Genomic DNA, 21,253 nt, shown 5'->3' on the forward strand with positions numbered 1-21,253 from the left:
GGCTAATCTTTCTGGCGTTCGGCCAGCCAGCTTTCTAGCCAGCGGATATGATAATCGCCGGAGCGAAAGTCTTCTTCCTCTAGCAAGGCCAGGTGCAGCGGGATCGTCGTCTTGATACCGCCCACCACCATCTCTTCCAGGGAGCGTTTCAGGCGCAAAAGCGTCTCTTCACGCGTCTTTCCGGAAACGATCAGCTTGCCGATCAGGCTGTCGTAATAAGGCGGGATCGAATACCCGGAATAAAGCCCGCTATCCAGCCGCACGCCGAGACCGCCGGGCGCATGAAATTCCGTGACCTTGCCGGGTGAGGGCGCGAAGGTTTGCGGGTCTTCCGCATTGATGCGGCACTCAATCGCCCAGCCTTCAAACTCGATGTCTTTCTGGCTGTAGCCCAGCTTTTCACCCGCCGCGATGCGAATCTGTTCGCGTACCAGATCGAGCCCTGTGATGGCTTCGGTGACGGGGTGTTCCACCTGCAGGCGGGTATTCATCTCGATGAAGTAGAACTCGCCATTCTCGTAGAGATATTCAACCGTCCCGGCGCCGCGATAGCCAATGGCGGCGACCGCCTGACGGGTGATTTCACCAATACGTTCGCGCTCGTCAGGCGTCAGCGCGGGCGAGGGGGCTTCTTCCAGCACTTTCTGGTGCCGTCGCTGCAAAGAACAATCGCGCTCGCCCAGATGCACCACATTGCCATGCGTATCGGCCAGCACCTGGATTTCGATATGGCGTGGCTGCCCGAGATATTTTTCCAGATAGACCGCGCCATCGCCAAAAGCGGCTTCCGCTTCGCGCGAGGCGGTCTCAACCGCTTCGCGGAAGTCAGCTGCCGTTTCAGCGACCTTCATGCCGCGGCCACCCCCGCCAGAGGCTGCCTTCACCAGAACGGGATAGCCAATTTCATCGGCGATCTTCTTGGCGTCTTCGATGTCAGAAATTCCACCATCCGAGCCCGGAACCACCGGAATTCCGGCATCTTTCACGGCCTGTTTGGCGGTGATTTTATCGCCCATCAGGCGAATGTGTTCGGCCGTCGGGCCGATAAAGACCAGATCGTGCGCTTCGACGATCTCGGCAAAACGCGCATTTTCCGACAGGAAGCCGTAACCAGGGTGAACGGCCTGAGCGCCGGTGATTTCGCACGCCGCGATGATCTGCGGAATTTTCAGATAGGATTGATTGGCCGGATTGGGGCCTACGCACACGCTCTCATCGGCAAGCTTCACATGCATGGCGTCGCGGTCGGCTTCGGAATGAATGGCGACCGTTTTGATGCCCATTTCCCGGCAGGCACGGTGCACCCGAAGGGCAATTTCGCCGCGATTGGCGATGAGGATTTTTTCAAACATCGCGTTTCGCCGATCAGTCGATCACAAACAGGGGTTCGCCAAACTCGACCGGCTGGCTGTCATCCACCAGCATGGCCTTCAGCGTACCGGATTTCGGCGCTGTGATCGGGTTAAAAGTCTTCATCGCCTCGATCAAAAGCACGGTATCGCCTTCCTTCACGGCATCGCCAATGTTGAAGAAGACGTCGGCATCCGGATTGGGACGCAAATAGACCGTCCCAACCATGGGCGAGGGGACACCGTCTACCGGTGCGTCGGCGCCGGAAGCTGCGGTCGGCGCTGCGGGTGCGGCAGCAGGCGCAGGCGCGGCGGCCGGGGCTGCGGCAACCGGAGCTGCCGCCTGTTGGACAACGGTGGCCTGAACCGTGCGGGCAACGCGCAAGCGCAACTCGCCGCGTTCGACTTCGACCTCGGTAAGATCGGTATCATTCAGGATCTCGGCGAGTTCCCGCACCAGTTTCGGATCGAATGCACCGGCCTTGGTGCCGGATTTGGATGACGTGGCCATACGTGTTTTGCCCCTGTCCTCGGATTTGCGCGTGTTCTAGATCAGCTTTGCTGCAATTTCTATGGCTTCCGCATATCCGGACGCACCGCGCCCGGCGATCGTGTGTGTTGCAACCAGCCCGACATAGGACTGATGGCGGAAGGCCTCGCGCTCCTTCGGGTTGCTGATATGCACTTCTATGATGGGTATGGAAACCGTCTTTAAAGCGTCATGTAAAGCGATGGATGTATGCGTGTAAGCCGCCGGATTGATGATGAGAGCGGCAAAACCGTCGCGCGCGTCCTGGATCCAGTCTACCAGGTCGCCTTCATGATTTGATTGGCGGAAGTCGATTTCCAGCGCATGTTTTGCTGCCGTTTCCGCGCATAATTCCTCGATATCGTCCAGAGTTCCGGAACCATAAATCTCCGGCTCTCGAATGCCGAGCAGGTTCAGATTGGGTCCGTTGAGAATCATCAACCTGGCTGTCATGCCTGCGCCTTGCCTCTTGACGTGAAGGCAAGCTTCTACGACCTCCAGAAGAGGAAACGCAACCCGGTGGAGCGGCGAAACGTGAAGCTCATCATCAATGGCGAAGAACAGGTGTTTGAAGACGGGCTGACCATTTCCGGCCTGGTTGAAGCGCTGAAGCTGCATCCCAAAAAGGTCGCCGTGGAACGCAATCTGGAAGTCGTGCCCAAATCACTGCATCCAGAAACAATGCTCGCCGAGGGCGACAGGATCGAAATCGTCCAGTTCGTGGGCGGAGGATAGGGTTTATGGAAGACACACCGCTCATCGTCGCCGGCCGCGAGCTGAAATCCCGCCTCATCATCGGCACGGGCAAGTATGAGAGCTATGAGCAGAATGCCCGCGCTTTGGAAGCATCAGGCGCTGAGATGATTACGGTGGCGGTACGGAGGGTAAATCTCACCGATCCGGACCAGCCCTTGCTGGTCGATTATATCGATCCAGAGAAATTCATCTTCCTGCCCAATACCGCGGGCTGTTTTACCGGTGAGGATGCTGTCCGCACGCTGCGTCTGGCGCGCGAAGCCGGGGGTTGGGATCTGGTGAAGCTGGAAGTCCTGTCAGACCCCAAACACCTCTATCCCGATATGGAAGAAACCCTCCGGGCCGCCGACATGCTCATCAAGGATGGCTTTCAAGTCATGGTGTATTGCTCGGATGATCCGGTCTACGCCAGGAAATTGGAAGAGGTGGGCTGTTGCGCCATCATGCCGCTTGGCGCACCAATCGGCTCGGGCCTGGGTATCCAGAATCCGGTGAATATCCGCCTCATCATTGAAGAAGCCAAAGTTCCTGTCATCGTCGATGCCGGTGTCGGCACGGCGTCAGATGCGGCTGTGGCGATGGAGTTGGGCTGTGATGGTGTGTTGATGAATACCGCCATTGCTGAGGCCAAAGACCCCATCCGCATGGCCAACGCCATGAAGCACGCCGTCATCGCCGGGCGTGACGCCTATCTTGCGGGCCGGATGCCGAAAAAGCGCTATGCCGACCCGTCCAGCCCGCTAAGCGGGTTGATTTGACGTCATGGTAGCTTCATCCATTTTGAAGGCCTGCCAGGTCTTCCCGGATGCCACGAAGTTGCAAAGGTCCCTGATTGTTATGCGGGGACGGTGCTGTTTTCTATAGTTTGGGAATAGGTCGGATTCGTTCGGGAAGTGCGCTTTAAAGTCGAAGCCCTCAAAGTTTACGGGGAGCGCTTCGCTGATGTCACTAAAAAGCTCCCAAGCATCCAGACCAAAGATGCCAAGATCATGAAAAATCGCTGAATCCAGCCCGACGGGCTTGGTGCTGTACTTTTCCACGATGGCGATGATCAGGGCTGCGCTCATGGCGAAACTCTAGCCAGTTTTAGCGGGCTAGAGAATGTCTAGCTCTACTCGCCCGACCCCGCTTCGGCGCGCTGCACAGCCGACAACTCATTCGCCAGGATCTGATCCAGCGCATTCCGGTTCGCGCCGGAGACTGGCTGTCCGTTGATGATGAAGAAGGGCGTGCCATCAGCCCCGACCGCGCGGGCCAGGGCGTAGGTTTGTTCCAGGTAGACCTCGATTTCGGGATCTTCCATGTCGGCCTGCATCTGTTCGATATCGACACCGGCCAGGCGTGCAAAATTCTCGATCCGGCCCGACGGAAGCGGCCCGCTGGACTGAACCATGGCGGTGTGGAACCGCCAGTAGATTTCATCGCCCTGACGCAAGGCCGCCATGGCCGCGCGTGCCGCTTCACGCGATTCCGGACCCAGGATCGGGTATTCCTTGAAGACGATCCGGATCTGATCGCCATAGGTTTCGCGCGCCTCATTCACCCATTGCGACGCAATCCGGCAATAGCCGCACTTATAGTCCATGAATTCAACGATCACGATCGGGGCATCGTCCGGGCCGAAAGAGGGATCGCGTTCATCCGAATAGATCAAGTCGGCGTTCGCGCGGATGGCCCCCATCATTGCTTCAATCTCGCGCTGCTGGGCGCGCCGCTGGAGCTCGATCAGGGCTTCTTCGATCAATTCGGGGTTCTCGAGGATATAATCGCCAATCATGCCGCGAATTTCTTCGCGCTGCGCGTCACTGAACGTGCTGTCCTGCGCGATGGCCGAACTGGTGCCCAGCAAGAATAGCCCTGCAGCTGCAGAAAGAAACGCTTTCATTCAACTTCCCCGGTCTGTGTTGCCCGCTCCATTTAGCGGCACCACGCCCACATGCCAATGACGATGCTGTGAGTGGTTCTAGCGGCGGCGCTCGCGCGGCGCTTGATCTGCCATAATCGCTTGCGAAATCGATAGCAGCTCTCCGGCCCGGAATCGTTCCACCGAACCGGGCTCCAATTGCGGCAGGGCTCGCGCGGCAAATTGCATTGCGCGTTCGGTGTTGCCAACGGAAAAAGCCTGTTCAGCGACGGCCAGCTGGGCACGCGCTGTATCGCCATTGCGTTCATGTACGATGGATAGCTGATACCAGGCGAAAGCGTTTTCCGGTTCCATGTCCAGAGCGACGCGCAAATGCTGAGCCGCTTCTTCCTGATAGGACAGATCTTCTGTTGCGATCATCGACATGGCGAGATTGATCCGAAGCAATGGCGCCTGCGGCATCAAGGTGACGGATTGCTGATGATGCTGGATCGATTCCTGGGCCATCCCGCTTTCAAACAGCATTTGCCCGTAAAGCTCATGGAAGAACGGGTTGTCCGGTTCTTCGGCAATTAACGATTCAATCTCGCCGCGGGCTTCATCCATCTGCGCTTCACGAAAATAGGCCACCGCACGCGCATAGCGGGCAGGGAGGCTTTGATCGCTTTCCGGGTACTCATAAAACACATGTCCGGGCGGGGCCAGAAACCCGTAAATTTTTGCCTGCGCCCGGATCAGCCGGTCTGAATCTTCTTCAGAAGCGGGCTGTCCGAAATAGGGCGAGTTCAAAACAGTTTCACGCAACGCCGTGACCCGTTCGGAACTGAGCGGGTGGGTCCGGAAATAGGGAAAACGCCTCGCCGGGCTGAAGGTTTCCTGATAGCGGAAGCGTTCAAAGAAATTCAGCAGGCCTTCCGGATTGGTACCCGTTGCCTCCAGATATCGAAGCGCCGCCTGATCCGCCGCTGATTCCTGGGTCCGTGTGTGGGTAAAGAACTGAAGTGCGCCAAATTGCTGGCTTGAGGCCATCAGCGCGGCCCCGGCCTGACCTTCGCCCGCCAGTGCCGCAATAATACCCAGCCCCAGCGTGGCAAACACCGGGATCGAGGCCTGATTGATGGCTTCGCCGGTTCGGGCCAGATGAGCCCCGGAAATATGACCGACCTCGTGTGCCAAAACCCCCTGGATCTGCAAGGGCGTATCTGATTGCAGGATCGTGCCGGTATGCATGTAGATGTTCTGACCATTGGTCACGAACGCATTGATCGACGGATCAGCAATAATATGAAGGCCCACATCGCTGGGCTGGAGGCCAGCCGCGACGAGGAAGGGATCAGTATATTCGCGCAGCATAATCTCGATTTCGGTATCCCGAATCAGAGACTGGGCGTGCGCGGACAAAACACTTGTCAGCGAGACAGATAAGCCAAAAACAACAGCGAGCAGGGCACGCATACAATATTCCTTCGATCAGCCCCCGCCGAACACTTAAGATTAGCACAAGCAACGTTCGGACCAAGGTCTTTCCGTTGCACAAAAATGTCAGCCCTTAGCCGCCAAACAATTTTGAGCCTTTCTGCCACCAGCCGGTGCGCTTCGGCTTGTCACTTTCATCGGGGGCTTCGGATGCGCTTTCTGGCAAAGCAGCAGCGGAATCAGAGGAAGTGTCTGCCCCATCTTTATCGGCTGTTTTCGCCGTTTCGGCTTTCTTCCGCCGGGTTCGCTTCGGCTTTTCTTCCGCCTCTTCAGAAGCGGTTTCTGCATTGGCCTCATTGGCTTCGCTTTCCGGAGCAGAATCTGCCGGTTTCTTTCGCGTGCGTCTGCGGCGGGGTTTGTCTTCAACTGTTTCAGCCGCCGTTTCAGAGCTGTCCGCATCCGCTTTTTTGCGGCGGGTCCGGCGTTTCGGTTTGGCCTCTTGTTCTGCAGCCTCAGTGGATTCGGACGTCTCGGCCGCTTGTTCTGCGGCAGGCTCTGCCTCGGCTTTCTTGCGGCGTGACCGGCGCTTCGGTTTTTCAGCGTCGGGCTCCGCGTCAGATTTAGCTTCGGCCTCCGGATCAATCACCGCCATAGCAGCGGGTTCGGCGTCCTCGGCACTGGCTTCCGCCGTCTCGGCTGGGTTTTCAGCATTCTCGGCACTATCAGGACGATTGCGGCGGCGTCCCCGTCCCCCTCGCCGGCCGCGGCGGCGCCGTTTGCGCGGCGCGCCGTCTTCGCTTTCCTCGTCGGTTGAGGCCTCGGCATCTGTGTCTTCGCTGGCTTCGGAAACGTCTGCCTCCGTATTGGCATCTTCATCCTTTCGACGGCGGCGACGCCGGCGCCGGCGATTTCCTGAGCCCTGTTCGGCTGGCTCATCGGTCTGTTGCACCGGAGCCATTTCAACCGGTTCTGCGGCTTCTTCGCCGCCGGATTTCCCGGTCAGTATCTCCACTTTGAAGTCTGGCGGGATCAAATCCGGATCCGCAGAAATCATGATCCGCATGTCATAGCGCTGCTCGATCGACAGCACGTGTTCGCGCTTTTCGTTGAGCAGATAAAGCGCCACATCCGTTGGCACATTGATCCGGATTCGCCGGGCGCGATTACGGGCACCTTCTTCTTCCATCGCCCGCAAGGCCACGAGTGAGCTGGAAGAAGATGTCCTTACATAGCCTTTGCCGCCACAATGCGGGCAGACCTTGGTGGAACCCTCGAGGATCGAAGTGCGCCGGCGCTGACGCGACAACTCCATCAAGCCGAACTGTGAAATCCGGCCCATTTGCAAGCGCGCGCGGTCTTTCTTCAGTGCATCCTTCATCCGCTTTTCAACGGCGCGGACATTGCGATTGTCTTCCATGTCGATGAAATCAATCACGACCAGTCCGGCCAGATCGCGCAGACGCATCTGGCGCGCGGCTTCATCGGCCGCTTCCAGATTCGTTTTCAGCGCCGTGTCCTCGATATTCCGCTCCCGGGTGGAGCGCCCGGAGTTTACATCGATGGCAACCAGCGCTTCGGTCTGGTGAATCACAAGATAGCCGCCGGATTTAAGCTGCGTCTGTTCGTTATAGGCAGCTTCCAGCTGATCCTCGACATGATGCCGGACGAACAGCGGCATCGGTTCCTTGTATTGTTGAACCTTGGACGCGTGAGAGGGCATCAGGAGCTTCATAAAGCCCTTGGCCTCCTTGTATCCGGCGTCACCTTCAACAAGGACAATCTCGACATCGCGGTCATACATGTCACGGATCGCCCGGCGCACCAGATCGCCTTCCTCATAGACGAGGGAAGGGGCTATGGATTCCAGCGTTTTATCGCGAATGTCTTCCCAGACGCGGCGCAGATAATCATGGTCGCGGCGGATTTCGGCCTTGGTACGCGTGGCACCCGCGGTCCGGACGATCAAGCCCATTCCGGTCGGCAATTCCAGACCGGAAACGATTTCTTTCAGGCGCTTCCGGTCTTTGCCGTTGGATATCTTGCGCGAAATGCCGCCACCGCGCGGCGTGTTTGGCATCAGAACGCAATAACGGCCCGCCAGTGACAGATAGGTCGTCAGCGCCGCGCCCTTATTTCCGCGTTCTTCCTTGGCGACCTGTACCAGAAGGATCTGCCGGCGCTTGATAACTTCCTGAATCTTGTACTTGCGGAAAAACTGACGGCGTTTGCGGGCAACGGCCTCAACTTCGGCGTCGGTATCATCTTCGCCGTTCTCGCCGTCTTCGTCGCCTTCAGCTTCTTCGGCTTCGGCGAGGGCTTGTTCGACGGCTTTCTCTTCCTCGGCCTGGAGTTCGAGGCGATCCTCATGCGGGATCTGATAATAGTCGGGGTGGATTTCGTTGAAGGCCAGAAAGCCATGGCGATTGCCGCCATAGTCGACAAAGGCGGCCTGCAATGAGGGCTCAACCCGTGTAACTTTCGCCAGATAGATATTTCCGCGGATTGGTTTCTTTGCCGCGGATTCGAAATCAAATTCCTCGACGCGGTTGCCTTCGACCATGGCGACGCGAGTCTCTTCCGAGTGACTCGCATCGATCAACATTTTCTTTGACATTCAAATACGCTCCTGCGCGCGATCCAGATGGTCGCGCGGGCGCGGCGCAGCGGTCCGTCCCGATGTATGAGGTTGTCTGGGAGTGGAAAATCGGCGCGACGCGCATGTTAAACTTTCCTGATGCAGGTGCCCGGAAATCCAGACTCCTGCTTGCGGTTCGGGCCACAGGTTGGGTTGCCAGCCTGTGGAATGAAGTGCGTTTGGCTTGTCAGCCTCTGCGAGTTCCGGTTTCCAGCATGAGCTGGCGGCGGCGCACGCGCCTAGCCTTCCGGAACATTGCGCAACATGCCTCAGCTCGCCGGTTTTGCAAAGCGCTTGTTCAGCAAAGGATATTTCTTTCCAACGTCAACCAAACGTCAATGAGAGCCATGTATACGTACAAAAAAGCCGTGCAACGAATCACGGCGTTTGCAATGGTGTGGTTATGGGCAAAATGTTTCGGATCTGGTTCGCGGTTCTCGCGCTAACATTGGGTACAGCTGTATCAGCCAGCGCGGCAGCGTCGGATATTCAGCAGGTTCGTTTCGGCGGCACCGATGACGAAACACGCGTCGTGGTCGAGCTTTCGGCGGAAATGGAATTTCGTGCCTTCACGGTGTCCGATCCCTCCATGCGCCTGGTTCTCGATCTGCCGCGTGCATCCTGGTCCGTGGCCGGGCTGGAAACCGGTGAGGGGCTTGGTTTTGGTCTGGTTGATGATTTCCGCTTCTTTGACCGTTCCGAAGAAGCCTCGCGGCTGGTGTTCGAGCTGGATCATCCCGCCGTCATCGTGAGCCAATTTGCTATTCCCGCGAATGACGACAATCCGCATCACCGCTTGGTGATTGATTTGCGGCAGGTTGAAAACACGGAGTTCGAGGCGGAGTCGGGCTTTCCCGAACCCAATGATCTGAGCCAGCTGATCGCCGAGCGCCGCGAAGCAACCTTTGTGGCGCCGCAGCGCGAACGCCGCGTCATTGTCATTGATGCAGGTCATGGCGGGCGTGATCCAGGGGCAGTTGCCAATGGCGTTCATGAGGAAGTCGTCAATCTGGCCGCCGCTCTGGACTTGCGCGAACGCCTAATGGCGACGGGACGCTATGAGGTCGTGATGACTCGCGAGAACGATACATTTCTGACCCTCGAGCAACGTGTGGATGTCGCGCGTAATGCCGATGCCGACCTGTTTATTTCGCTGCACGCCGACAGTGGTGGATCCAACACCAGCGTACGTGGCGCGGCTGTCTATACCCTGTCGGATAGCGGGGCCGGTCGGGCTCAGCGCCGCGCGGCGAACTCGAATGACTGGTCACATGTCAGTGCAAGCTCTGAACAGCCGGTGGTCCGCAATATTCTCTTGTCGCTGTCATTGCGTGAGAAGCGGAACCGGTCGGCGGTATTTGCCGAAATGGTCCTTGATTCCATGGGCGATGTCGGGCCGGTTTTGTCCAACGGTCATCGCCAGCGCGGATTTTATGTCCTGCTCGACTCTCGGGTGCCCGCCGTGCTTGTCGAAATGGGGTTCCTGACCAATCGCCAGGACGCAGCCAATCTGGCTTCGCCGGCTTATCGGGGCCGGTTGATGCAGGCCGTCGCCAATTCGGTGGATGCTTATTTTGATCGGGATGACGTCGAAGACGCCGACATTATCCACTCGGCGGAACTCACGCCAATTCCCTGATACAACTGGCGCGATAATGCGCTTTCGAATACAGGCAGTTTTCGCCATAATACAGCCATCTGCAGAGTCATGATTCCAGCCGAAGGAAAGCGGCTGTTGGGAGCGGCATGAAACTTTTTACCTGGCGAAACTTTTTCCGGATGGTTGTCTGGGGCGGTGGTGCAGCTGTGGCGGTTGCCTTGATCGGAGGCATAGCGGCGCTGGTTTATCTGGCGCGCCTGTCCCAGGACCTGCCCAGTATTGAACAGTTGGCGGAGTATGAGCCGCCGGTTACCAGCCGCGTCCATGCGGGAGATGGCCGCTTAATCGCGGAGTTTGCGCGCGAGCGCCGTGTCTTTGTACCGATTGACCGGATCCCACCTGACCTGACAAATGCCTTTCTGGCAGCCGAAGACGCACACTTTTACGAGCATGGCGGGCTGGACTTCCTCGGGATTGTTCGCGCCACGATAAATAACGTCGGTAATGTTTTGCGCGATGACCGTTTGGAGGGGGCTTCAACGATCACACAGCAGGTCGCGAAAAACTTCTTGCTGTCTTCGGAACAACGGATTGAACGCAAACTGCGTGAGATGCTGTTAGCCAGGCGGATCGAGCGCGCTTTCGAGAAAAACGATATTCTCGAGCTTTATCTGAACGAGATATATTTTGGCCGCCGTTCATATGGCGTTGCGGCGGCCGCCATGAACTATTTTGGCAAATCCCTGGACGAGCTGTCGCTCTCCGAAAGTGCTTTTCTTGCCGCGGTTGTGAACGGTCCGGCCCGTTTTCATCCGATCCGTCACCCGGAACGCACGCTGGATCGGCGCAACTGGGTGCTCTCGCGCATGGCAGCTGAAGGGTTCATCACCCAGGAAGAAGCAGAAGCTGCAGCGCAGGACCCGCTTCGCGTGATCGAACGATTTCGGGGGGAAGAATATCTGGCGGCCGAATACTTCGTTGAAGAGGCGCGCCGCGAATTGTTTAACACCTACGGCGAAGACCAGCTTTACAATGGCGGTCTTTCTATCCGGACAACGCTGGATACAAATCTGCAGCTGGCGGCACGGCATGCCCTGCGGCAGGGCTTGGAAGCCTATGATCGGCGCCATGGTTATCGCGGTCCGCTGGGTGAAATTGAAGCAGGAGAGGGCTGGGACGAACGTCTGGCGGCGTTCGAGTCTGTGCCGGACGATATCAATCCTGATTGGACTACCGCCGTGGTTCTGGAAACCAGTTCCGCCAGTGTCCGGATTGGATACCTGATTTATCCGCCAGATGACGGCGACGAAATCATTGACGTTCAACAGCAGGATGAAGCCGAAGAAGAGGTTGGCCCCGAGATTCATGAGGGCAGCATCGCCATGTCCGAGATGGAATGGGCGCGCCAGTCTCTGGAAGACGGCCTGCTGGGCCCGACTGTTCAATCACCTTCAGATGTCCTGTCTGTAGGCGATGTGATCCTTGTAGAAGAGGTGCAGAACGAAGACGGAGAGCCGGACGGCTTCACATTGCGACAGGTGCCAGCCGTAAACGGCGCGCTGCTGGCGCTCGATCCGCACACGGGCCGCGTACTTGCAATGGCGGGCGGATATTCGTTTCAGCAGAGCCAGTTTAACCGGGCGACCCAAGCGCGCCGGCAACCTGGATCGTCCTTCAAACCCTTTGTCTACGCCGCAGCGTTGGATAATGGGTACACACCGGTTTCCATGATTCTGGACGCGCCTTTCGTGGCGTCTGGTGGACCGGATTTGCGGTTCTACCGGCCCCAGAACTATTCCGAACGCTTCTACGGCATGTCCACGCTCCGTTTGGGCCTTGAGCTGTCCCGGAACGTCATGACGGTGCGTCTGGCTCAGGAAATGGGCATGCAGCCGGTGTCCGAATATGGCGAACGCTTTGGCATCTACGATGATCTCGACCCGGTGCTGGCGATGTCGCTGGGTGCCGGGGAAACCACGCTATGGCGATTGGTGGCCGCCTATGGTGCGCTTGTGAATGGCGGGGCGAGGATCGAGCCGACCATCATCGATCGTGTCCAGGATCGGCATGGCGCAACCATATTTGTCCATGATCCCCGTGCCAGCGAGGCATTTGATGTCGACGAGTGGTCGCCTGATCTGGAAGAACCGGACGTCGGCTCGCTGGGTGAGGAGGTTGTCAGCCCTGTAACGGCCTATCAAATCACGCATATTCTCGAAGGGGCCGTCCAGCGCGGCACCGGTACCGCTCTGAGATCTTTGCAACGCCCATTGGCGGGCAAGACTGGCACAACGAATGATTTCCGGGATGCCTGGTTTGTTGGCTTCGGCCCTGACATTATTGTGGGAGCCTATGTTGGCTTCGATACGCCCCAGCAGATGGGGCAAGGGGAAGCGGGCGGCGTTGTCGCCGCGCCTATTGTACGGGACTTCCTGTCAGTGGCCTTGGAAAACTATCCTGTCGCACCCTTCCGGGTTCCGGAGGGGGTCAGCCTCGTGCCGATCGATGCCCGTACCGGAGATCCGTCCGTTCTGGGACGTCCAGGCACCATTCTCGAAGCCTTCCAGCCGGGCACCGAGCCCAGCCGGTCCGGGAATAGTGGTGAATCCGGCCTCAGCTTCACCGGTGGCTCTATAACCGATGGTGACGCGGATGACGACGGCGGCGATGAAGAAGGCCTCGGCGGTATCTACTGATCTTCATGTGAGTGCAGTGAGTGCGGCTTGATGGCGGCGCGCGCTATGCTATCCATTGAAAAGACCAAGGAAAATGACCATGCGTGCTGATGTTCAGAGTCTGGCAGACGAAATCGAGCGGTCGGTAGGACTGCTGAGGAGGCGTCTTTGACTGGGCAACCGCCGAAAAACGATTTGATGAACTGACAGCGCGGGCAGAAGATCCGGCATTCTGGGACGATCCGCAAAAAGCCCAATCATTGATGCGAGAACGTAACCGGCTGGAATCGGCCATGAAGGCCATTCGAGAGCTGGAAACAGACCTTGCCGATAACGCAGAGCTGGTCGAGCTGGCCGAGGCTGACGGTGATGAAGATCTGATGTCCGAGGCGATTGCGGCGCTGGAACGGGCCCGCGACCGGGCAAGCCGTGCCGAACTGGAAGCGCTTCTCTCTGGCGAGGCGGACGGAAATGACAGTTATCTGGAAATTCATCCGGGCGCGGGCGGCACGGAGGCGACGGATTGGGCCGCCATGCTTCAGCGCATGTATTCGCGATGGGCAAATGCGCATGGCTATAAAGTCGAACTGATCGAGGAACAGGCAGGGGATGAAGCTGGCATCAAGTCAGCGACGCTTTTGATTAAGGGCGAGAACGCCTATGGCTGGTTGAAAACCGAAGCCGGGGTGCACCGCCTTGTCCGGATATCACCATTTGACTCCAGCGCCAGGCGGCACACGAGTTTTGCCAGTGTTTGGGCCTACCCGCTCGTCGATGACACAATCGAGATCGACATTCCCGAAAAGGATGTCCGCGTCGACACCTATCGTGCCTCGGGTGCAGGCGGCCAGCATGTCAACAAGACGGATAGTGCGATCCGCCTGACCTACACGCCGGAAGGCGAGAGCGAACCCATTGTGGTTCAATGCCAGAATGACCGGTCCCAGCATAAAAACCGGGCAACGGCCTGGAATATGTTGCGGGCACGCGTTTATGAGCTGGAATTGCAGAAGCGCGAAGCTGCGGCTCAGGCCCAGGCAGAGTCAAAAACTGAGATCGGTTGGGGACGGCAGATCCGCTCTTATGTTCTGCAGCCCTATCAGATGGTCAAGGATTTACGCACCAATGTTGAGACGTCGAACACCCAGGGCGTGCTCGATGGTGATCTGGATGCGTTCATGGCTGCAGCACTCGCAGCCCAGCTCGGGGATAGCGAAAACGAAAACGCCGCCGACGATTAGCCAGCGGCGCTTCGTGTTGACATCGTCAATAAGCTAGCTTGAGCCGGACGCTTTCGGCAAATCAAGCGAAGAAGAGCTGGACGATGAGCTGGTCGCTTTCGGCGGTGCAGAGCTCGAGCTGCTGGAGGATGAGGACGTCGAAGAGGACGGCTTGGATCCGGACGTGTCATTGCTGGCTTTTTTACCGGCGTCGGCAACAGGATCGGACGAGTGGCGGCAATGGCCGTCGAAGAAAGCACCACTTTCCATCGAAAGGGCGGAATGCACAATGTCGCCTTCGATGCGCGCTGTTGAGGCCAGCTGAACCTGACGGGCTTTGATCGATCCTTTTACCCGACCACGCACGATCACATTCTCTGCGACGACCTCGCCTTCAACCGAGGCCTCTTCGCCGATTGTAAGCGAGCCGGCGCGGACATCACCATTGACGGAACCATCAAGCTGAACTTCGCCTTCTGAATTCAGAGAGCCGGAAAGCGCCATATCAGCGCTGATAATGGAGGGGGCTTTGTTGGATTTCATAGCGGACGACCTTTTAGCGGAGGGCTGGCCAGCGCTTTCGGCGCTGGAACTAGGGGAGTCTTTGGGTTTGTTGAACATATTGTCCGGCTCTCAAGAAGCGTTCGGGATCAAGGGTTTGCCGATCATTCCAGACTTCATAGTGCAGATGCATGGCTGTGCTTCGGCCTGTTGAGCCCATGCGGCCAATTTCTTGACCAACCAGCACATCATCACCGCGTCTGACGTCAATCGCGCTGAGGTGAGCATAGCGGGTCATGAACCCGTAGCCATGATCAATCTCTACAGTGCGACCATAACCCGAACGCCATCCGGCGTAAACGACGCGGCCTGGACCCGCGGCGAGGATCGGCGCCCGCCAGGTCGCTGAGACAAAATCCTGCCCCGAATGAAAAGCCGGCCGTCCGGTGAACGGATCAATTCGCGGTCCAAAATCACTGGTTTCGCGATACTCGCCATCAACCGGCACAGCCAGCGGCAAGGCCATTACTGCGGCTTCGATTTCCCGCGCTTCAATCAAGCGCGTAGCAATCCGCGCGACCCGAGAAGAAAAAGCGTCTTGCATATCCAGTTCGGTGCCGAATGCCGTGCTGGCGATAGAAAATAGCGGTCCGCCGCTTTCTTCGCTTTCGCGATTGCGGGCCAGAACATCCTCAACACTCAAACCAGTCAGCCTCAAAACGGCACGAAGGTTTTCCAGCCGGGCTTCTGCCGCATCTTCGGCTTCCGACAGAACTGCATCCTGCTGATTAATGAGCGCATTGACGCGATCTTCCGGCTCCACCACATCCAGATTTGCCAGCGAAACTTCGTCCCGGGCGCGCCGCGGCGTTGGGTCAGCGGGCGCAGCTGCCATCAACAGGCGGCCACCTTCCAGGGCTGGCGAAGGATCATATTCATCACCGTCGATATCCTCGACGAGCTGGATCAGCTGGCTCAGAGTCTGGTGGCGGGATTGGAACTCAGTCGCAGTCGAGCGGAACTCCTCGACTTGGGATTCAAACATGGCTTGCGTTGCGGCTTCATTCGCCATTGCTTCGCTCACCATGCGGGAGCTTTCAACGCGGATGCGTTCCATTTCGGCATATTGCTGAGACATACGAAAGCCGTGGAACGCTACGGAAACGGTCGTAAAGCAAAGCCAGCCGGTCAGCACAACGGCGCCTGCCAACACACCGACCTGCAGCTGCGTACCAAGCTCAAAATACCGAACCTGACCCTCGCTGCGATGGTAGATCTGCCGGCTGGGAAACCATTGCTCGGCAATATCCCAAGCCTTTTGAAAGACGCCTGAAATCATTCTGTGATCCGCACCCGCTCGTATCGCCGCCCGCGATGCCGGGCATAGGACACGAAACAACTCCACTTATCAACATTTCGTTATGCAATCCGCAGGCCAGATATCACGCGTAAATTCAGGTAGAAAGCCCTTTTGCTGCATCGAGAACTTCGGCGGCGTGGCCCTTCACCTTCACCTTTGGCCATATTTTTTGAATTACCCCAGCCGAATCAATCAGAAAGGTTGCGCGCTGGATGCCCATATATTTCCGGCCATACATGTTTTTTTCTACCCAAACGCCATAAGCCTCGGTGACATTTCCATCAAGGTCTGCGCCGAGAACGACCTTCAAATCGTTTTTGGTCTTGAAATTGTCGTGCTTCTTCACGCTATCGCGCGAGACGCCGACGACGACGGTATTGGCCGCGTCGAAGTCGTTGATCAGGCCGGAAAAGTCGATGGCCTCTGTTGTGCATCCCGGCGTGGAATCTTTTGGATAGAAATACAGGACCACATTTTTACCGGTCAGCTCGCCCAGGCTGATGGACCCATCCCCATCCGTTGGCATGTCGAATGCCGGTGCTTTCTGGCCCTCTGCAAGATTGGTCATGGCTATGCTCCCTGTTGCGATCACGTGCATTGCGTTGTGCGGTGTTTTACAAGCTTTGTATCGGCAATCAGCCCCGCCAGCTGCATGCGAGTTTTCTGAATGATCAAGCGCTCTGTCAGCGTTTTAGTGATTTACGCGCTCGAAGCGATTGCGGTTTTATTTGCTTTGCTTCTGTTTGCCGGAGTGGGGCTGCTCTGGCGTTTGTCGCAAGGACCGATGGAACTCGATTTTCTGCTCGCTGATGCCCAGGCTGAGCTTGCCGAAGCATTTGGCGGAGATTTGGTTTCTTTAGGCCGCCTAGAAGCACGATTTGATACAGAATCCGGGTTGCTTGTGATCTCGGCGCAAGACCTGACGGTCGCAGAGGCCGGCGGCGAAGTGATTACCCGCGCGCCCTTGCTGGAAGCAGGCTTTGGCCTCGATGCGCTCCTTGTGGCGGACCTTGCCCCGTCCCGCGTTGCCGTTGAGGGCGGGTCGGTCTCCATCGTCAGGCGTGAGGATGGTGCAGTCGGTGCCGGATTGGGCACGCCGGAAAGAGTCGCGCGGACGGCGCGTCAACCGGGAAGCCAGCGTGATGCGGATGCTATACTCGAACTCCTCCGCAACCCTGATGACAATGCGCTTCTTGGGCGGTTGACCAGCGTTTCGATCCGTTCGGCATCTATCCGGGTTATTGATGATGTGAATCAGCTCGAATGGTATGTCGACCGGGCAAACTTGCTATTGGAACGCAACGAAGCCCGGCTCGAGGCAGAGTTGTCCGGTAGATTCGTTACAACAGCGGGCTACTCACCTGTTGCCGTGAGGTTGGAAGCCGGCGCTGCCCTGAACGACTTTCTTCTTGAAGCGCGCACCGACAATCTCTCACCGCGCGCACTCGCCCCACGGGCCGGTCCGTTTGCTTCACTCGGTGAAATCGACGCGCCAATTTCGCTCGAATTGTTTGCCAACGCATCGCGCGCTGATGGAATCCGCGGAGCCAACCTGAATCTCGAGGTCGGTGAAGGCCGAATTGGGCGTGGAGAAACCGCTCAGTCGCTCCGCCAACTCACGGCCCGGCTCGAATATGAACCCCTGGACGGAGCGATCCGGATTCAAGACGCAAGAATTGACTCCCAAATGCTCACAACCGCTATTTCGGGACGCCTATTCAATCTGCGTGGATTTGACGACGCGTTTCCCAGAGAATGGGATTACGAACTTCAGATTGGCGCAGGCCGGCTTGATCTTGGAGGTGTCTTCGAAGCCCCGCCCGAATGGGATGCAATCGAGCTGTCCGGCGGCATGAATGCGTCTGAAATAGAGATCGGGTTCAATCGCCTCAGCGCCGAAATTGGTCCCATCACCGCAATCCTTGAAGGATCGGCGCGCTTGCGGCAGGTCGAGGGCGGTCAGTGGCTGCCCGATGTCCGTTTGACTGGGCCGGTAGAGGGCGATGTCTCGCCCCAAATGGTGTTGTTGTTCTGGCCGGTTGAGCTTGCCGATGGGGCGAGAGACTGGATCGAAGGCGCTGTCATTTCAGGGCGCTTGTTCGATGCCTACCTTGATCTCGACCTGAATGCGGAAGCGTTGGTTGCCAAACGGTTGGCAAACGAGCGCATGACGCTGACATTCTCGTTCGAGGACGCCGCTTTCAGGTACATTTCCACGATGACACCCGTCACGGGCGGACAGGGGCAGGGCACGCTGTTTGGCAATTCCTTCGAATTAACGATGGACGAGGGCTATATTGGCGACACCCCTGTCACCGATGGTTATGTCAATATTCCCCGCCTGAACCCGCGAGGCGCCCTTGCGACCTTTGGCGGATCGGCAACCGCCCAGGCCGAAGCCGTTCTCAGCCTGATTGATGAACCGCCTCTCAACCTGGTGTCTGACTATGGGCTCGATCCGGCAAGCATATCAGGCCAAGGCGACATCACTTTTGAAATCCAGCGTCCGATGCGGACCCAGGTCGCAGTAGAGGATGTCGGCTTCGACATTCGTGCCGACTTTTCTGACGTCACCATGGATACCGGCATTCAATCTCTGATGTTGACGGAAGGCAGCGTTCTTCTCACCGCGCAGCCAGACCTGCTCGAAGCGACCGGAACCGCACAACTGGCCGGCGCGCCGACCCGCATTCGCTGGATAGAGAGATTTGGATTGGGAGAGGGCGTTGCCTCGACAGAGCTGGATCTTCAAGCCCGGCTGACGCCGACAGCCTTTGATCAATTGGGCGTACCCATTCGGAGATTTGTCGACGGTCCAGTGGATATTGAGGTGTCGACGCTGGGTGAAGCTTTCGATTTTCAGGAAGTGAACCTGACGGCAGACTTGGAGGCGGCGCGCGTTGAATGGCCTGGAAGTGCCTTCGTCAAACCGGCGGACGAAGCTGCGGTGGCAACAGCAAGTCTTCGTTTCGAGCCGGAAGGTCCGATCCATTTCGACGCGTTTTCGCTCAACTCCCGCTCGGCCGCCGCGGATGCGAGCGCCGTGTTTGCGCGCGATGGACGCCTGCTATCTGCCGAGCTGTCACGCGTATTTGTTGAAAATTACGTTGAAGCCGCGCTGATTGCGGAACGCCCTTCGGGCCCTGATGGACCGCTCGCATTCGCCATAAATGGTGCATATTTCAACGCGTCCGAATTGCTGCCGGAGTTGACGGATTTTTCCGGGGCCGGCGGGGCACCGCCGCCTCTGGGTCTGACCGTCTTGTTTGAAGAGGTCGAGGTTGCCGGAGGCCGCCGGTATAGCGATCTCGCACTCGAATGGATTTCAGATGACGCGGTTGGGGAACAGCTGACGGTTCGTCTGGAAACTGCGGAGGGACCTTTCTCACTGGACCTCTCGGCCTTGCCTGGAGAGCGACGTCAGATCGAAGTTGTCGCGCCTGATTTTGGCGAATTGCTTCGCGTGCTTGATCTTTATCAAAATGTTGAAGGCGGTGTTCTTCGTATGTCCGGCTCCACGCCCGCAGCGGGAGAAACCGGCCGGTCGGACTATCGTCTTGAAGCGGATGATTTTACCCTGATCAGGATGCCGGTGCTGGCGCGTATCCTTGCAGCCGGCTCGTTGCCGGGTCTCGCAGCCCTGTTGAGCGAAGAAGGCGGCATCGCCTTTGATGTCTTGCGTTCAGACATCGTCGTTGAAGACGGGAGTATCAACATCTCCGAAGCCCGCGCCACCGGAGCGTCACTTGGCGTGACGACGGAGGGCCGCATCAACATGGATGACAGGCGCCTTGCTCTGGATGGGGTGCTCGCGCCGTCTTACGGCTTGAACTCCTTTGTTGGAAATCTGCCGCTTGTTGGAGAAGCTTTGGTGTCGCGCCCCGGCGAAGGCGTGTTCGGGATCACCTTCTCAGCAGAAGGTCCGTTCAGCGAGCCAACGGTGACGGCCAATCCGCTTTCCGTGCTTGCACCTGGCGTGCTGCGACGGATTTTCGAAGGCACAGCGGCAGATCGTGAGCGCGCGCGACAGGACAGCGAGCATTCCGAAAACGCCGCACCGTCAAACCCGGATTCAACCGATGACGAAGACGGCTAAGCGGGATTGGCCAGCGCGTGGCGCTTTTTGCCTGCTGAAATCTTGATCGCGCCGTCTTCCAGATCCGCCTCAGTAAGGGTGGCCTGCGGGTCATGGATGACTTGCCCGTTCACGCGCACGCCACCCCCCTTGATCAGACGTTTCGCTTCGCCATTTGAGTCTGCAAAGCCGGAACCCGTCAACAAGGCCAGAACCGGTAAACCGGCTGAAAGATCTGCTTTGGAAACCGCGAACGTCGGCAAAGCGCCTCCAGTGCCACCGGATTCAAACGTCGCCTTGGCCGTGGTCTCGGCTTCTTTCGCCGCCTCCTCGCCATGTAGCATGGCGGTGGCCTCATTCGCCAGGCGCACTTTAACCGCGTTCAACTCAGCGCCTTCGGCGGTCTCTAGTTGTTCGATTTCAGCTAGCGGAATATCGGTGAAAAGGCGCAGGAATTTGCCGACATCAGCATCTTCTGTATTGCGCCAGAATTGCCAGTAATCATAAGCGCTTAGCCGGTCTTCATTTAGCCAGACCGCGCCATTTGCCGTCTTGCCCATTTTTGCGCCCGAAGCGGTGGTGATCAGCGGTGTTGTAAACCCAAAGACCGGTTTTTGATCAATCCGCCGGCAAAGCTCGACACCATTGATGATGTTGCCCCACTGGTCGCTGCCCCCCAGTTGCAGTGTGCAGTCATAGCGACGCGCGAGTTCGAGGAAGTCGACCGCCTGGAGCAGCATGTAATTAAACTCGAGGAAGGTCAGCGGCTGCTCGCGTTCCAGACGCAGCTTCACAGACTCAAAGGTCATCATCCGGTTGATGGTGAAATGAGGACCATAGGTCCGCAAAAATTCCAGATAGCCGAACTCCGACAGCCATTCGTCATTATTGACGACAATGGCGTCCGTCGGACCATCGCCAATGGTGACGAGTTTCGAAAACGGCTTGAGAATGCCGTCGAGATTGGACTGGATTTTTTCATCTGTCATCATCTGGCGCGACTGATCCTTGCCGGACGGGTCACCGACCTTGGTCGTGCCACCCCCGATCAGGATGATCGGCTTGTGTCCGGCTTGTTGCAGCCGCCGCAGCATCATGATCTGCACCAGAGAGCCGACATGGAGCGAATCCGCCGTAATATCGAAGCCGATATAGCCGGTCACGGACTTTTCTGCCGCAGAGGCATCCAGACCTTCAAGGTCTGTTGCCTGGTTGAGATAGCCACGGGAGACCAGTGTGGCGATGAGATCGGACTTGTATTCAGTCATGACTT

Annotated in this window: 17 protein-coding genes; 6 read left to right on the forward strand and 11 right to left on the reverse strand. The window is 57.7% G+C overall.

What is annotated here, in order from left to right; genetic code table 11:
- Positions 1-2: 2 nt before the first annotated feature.
- Genes accC through aroQ form a run of 3 tightly spaced genes read right to left on the reverse strand, consistent with a single transcriptional unit; the run spans position 3 to position 2,331 of the window.
- Positions 3-1,352 (reverse strand): acetyl-CoA carboxylase biotin carboxylase subunit, encoded by a 1,350-nt coding sequence (accC, locus tag ACO079_RS02055; protein ID WP_421791436.1) that lies wholly within the window; start codon positions 1,350-1,352, stop codon positions 3-5.
- A gap of 13 nt (positions 1,353-1,365) precedes the next feature.
- Positions 1,366-1,860, reverse strand: coding sequence for an acetyl-CoA carboxylase biotin carboxyl carrier protein (gene accB / locus ACO079_RS02060; protein ID WP_421791437.1), 495 nt, complete (start codon positions 1,858-1,860; stop codon positions 1,366-1,368).
- Positions 1,861-1,896: 36 nt separating this feature from the next.
- Positions 1,897-2,331 (reverse strand): type II 3-dehydroquinate dehydratase, encoded by a 435-nt coding sequence (aroQ, locus tag ACO079_RS02065; protein ID WP_421791438.1) that lies wholly within the window; start codon positions 2,329-2,331, stop codon positions 1,897-1,899.
- Positions 2,332-2,412: 81 nt separating this feature from the next.
- Here aroQ and thiS point away from each other — a divergent pair, with 81 nt between their 5' ends.
- Together thiS and ACO079_RS02075 are read left to right on the forward strand one after the other, a co-directional pair.
- Positions 2,413-2,613 (forward strand): sulfur carrier protein ThiS, encoded by a 201-nt coding sequence (gene thiS / locus ACO079_RS02070; protein WP_421791439.1) that lies wholly within the window; start codon positions 2,413-2,415, stop codon positions 2,611-2,613.
- A 5-nt stretch (positions 2,614-2,618) separates the two neighbouring features.
- Positions 2,619-3,392 (forward strand): thiazole synthase, encoded by a 774-nt coding sequence (locus ACO079_RS02075; RefSeq protein ID WP_421791440.1) that lies wholly within the window; start codon positions 2,619-2,621, stop codon positions 3,390-3,392.
- On the opposite strand, the gene ACO079_RS02080 is transcribed toward ACO079_RS02075, so the two are convergent.
- From ACO079_RS02080 to ACO079_RS02095, 4 genes are all read right to left on the reverse strand, one after another.
- Positions 3,375-3,701 carry a DUF1493 family protein gene (locus ACO079_RS02080; RefSeq protein WP_421791441.1) on the reverse strand — a complete coding sequence of 109 codons (327 nt, stop codon included), beginning with the start codon at positions 3,699-3,701 and terminating at the stop codon, positions 3,375-3,377. The genes ACO079_RS02075 and ACO079_RS02080 overlap by 18 nt on opposite strands.
- A gap of 44 nt (positions 3,702-3,745) precedes the next feature.
- Positions 3,746-4,519, reverse strand: a complete 774-nt coding sequence (locus tag ACO079_RS02085; protein WP_421791442.1) for a DsbA family protein — start codon at positions 4,517-4,519, stop codon at positions 3,746-3,748.
- Between the two features lie 78 nt (positions 4,520-4,597).
- Positions 4,598-5,953: a M48 family metalloprotease gene (locus tag ACO079_RS02090; RefSeq protein ID WP_421791443.1), complete on the reverse strand. Its 1,356-nt coding sequence runs from the start codon at positions 5,951-5,953 to the stop codon at positions 4,598-4,600.
- Between the two features lie 94 nt (positions 5,954-6,047).
- Positions 6,048-8,528, reverse strand: a complete 2,481-nt coding sequence (locus tag ACO079_RS02095) for an Rne/Rng family ribonuclease (protein ID WP_421791444.1) — start codon at positions 8,526-8,528, stop codon at positions 6,048-6,050.
- A 433-nt stretch (positions 8,529-8,961) separates the two neighbouring features.
- Between ACO079_RS02095 and ACO079_RS02100 the strand changes: the two genes are divergently transcribed.
- The 3 genes from ACO079_RS02100 (at position 8,962) to prfB (ending at position 14,065) form a co-directional block, all read left to right on the forward strand.
- Entirely contained in the window at positions 8,962-10,188 is a 1,227-nt protein-coding gene (locus ACO079_RS02100) for an N-acetylmuramoyl-L-alanine amidase (RefSeq protein ID WP_421791445.1), read from the forward strand.
- 107 nt (positions 10,189-10,295) lie between these two features.
- Positions 10,296-12,845 carry a penicillin-binding protein 1A gene (locus tag ACO079_RS02105; protein ID WP_421791446.1) on the forward strand — a complete coding sequence of 850 codons (2,550 nt, stop codon included), beginning with the start codon at positions 10,296-10,298 and terminating at the stop codon, positions 12,843-12,845.
- 79 nt (positions 12,846-12,924) lie between these two features.
- Positions 12,925-14,065, forward strand: a protein-coding gene (prfB, locus tag ACO079_RS02110; RefSeq protein WP_421791447.1) for a peptide chain release factor 2 whose coding sequence is annotated in 2 segments (ribosomal slippage) — positions 12,925-12,993 and positions 12,995-14,065 — 1,140 coding nt in all. Because the reading frame shifts where the segments join, the coding sequence is not laid out codon by codon here.
- Between the two features lie 33 nt (positions 14,066-14,098).
- On the opposite strand, the gene ACO079_RS02115 is transcribed toward prfB, so the two are convergent.
- The 3 genes from ACO079_RS02115 to ACO079_RS02125 form a co-directional block, all read right to left on the reverse strand.
- Positions 14,099-14,587, reverse strand: coding sequence for a bactofilin family protein (locus ACO079_RS02115; RefSeq protein ID WP_421791448.1), 489 nt, complete (start codon positions 14,585-14,587; stop codon positions 14,099-14,101).
- 49 nt (positions 14,588-14,636) lie between these two features.
- Positions 14,637-15,884 (reverse strand): M23 family metallopeptidase, encoded by a 1,248-nt coding sequence (locus ACO079_RS02120; RefSeq protein ID WP_421791449.1) that lies wholly within the window; start codon positions 15,882-15,884, stop codon positions 14,637-14,639.
- A 115-nt stretch (positions 15,885-15,999) separates the two neighbouring features.
- On the reverse strand, positions 16,000-16,473 hold the full coding sequence (locus ACO079_RS02125) for a peroxiredoxin (RefSeq protein ID WP_421792909.1): 474 nt from the start codon (positions 16,471-16,473) through the stop codon (positions 16,000-16,002).
- Positions 16,474-16,572: 99 nt separating this feature from the next.
- Here ACO079_RS02125 and ACO079_RS02130 point away from each other — a divergent pair, with 99 nt between their 5' ends.
- Positions 16,573-20,001, forward strand: a complete 3,429-nt coding sequence (locus tag ACO079_RS02130) for a DUF3971 domain-containing protein (protein WP_421791450.1) — start codon at positions 16,573-16,575, stop codon at positions 19,999-20,001.
- On the opposite strand, the gene tyrS is transcribed toward ACO079_RS02130, so the two are convergent.
- Complete coding sequence (gene tyrS / locus ACO079_RS02135) at positions 19,998-21,248, reverse strand: tyrosine--tRNA ligase (protein ID WP_421791451.1); 1,251 nt, start codon at positions 21,246-21,248, stop codon at positions 19,998-20,000. The two genes, ACO079_RS02130 and tyrS, sit on opposite strands and share 4 nt — an antisense overlap.
- Positions 21,249-21,253 lie beyond the last annotated feature (5 nt).

Origin of the sequence: Hyphobacterium sp. (assembly GCF_965228115.1) — a bacterium.
Taxonomy (GTDB): Bacteria; Pseudomonadota; Alphaproteobacteria; order Caulobacterales; family Maricaulaceae; genus Hyphobacterium.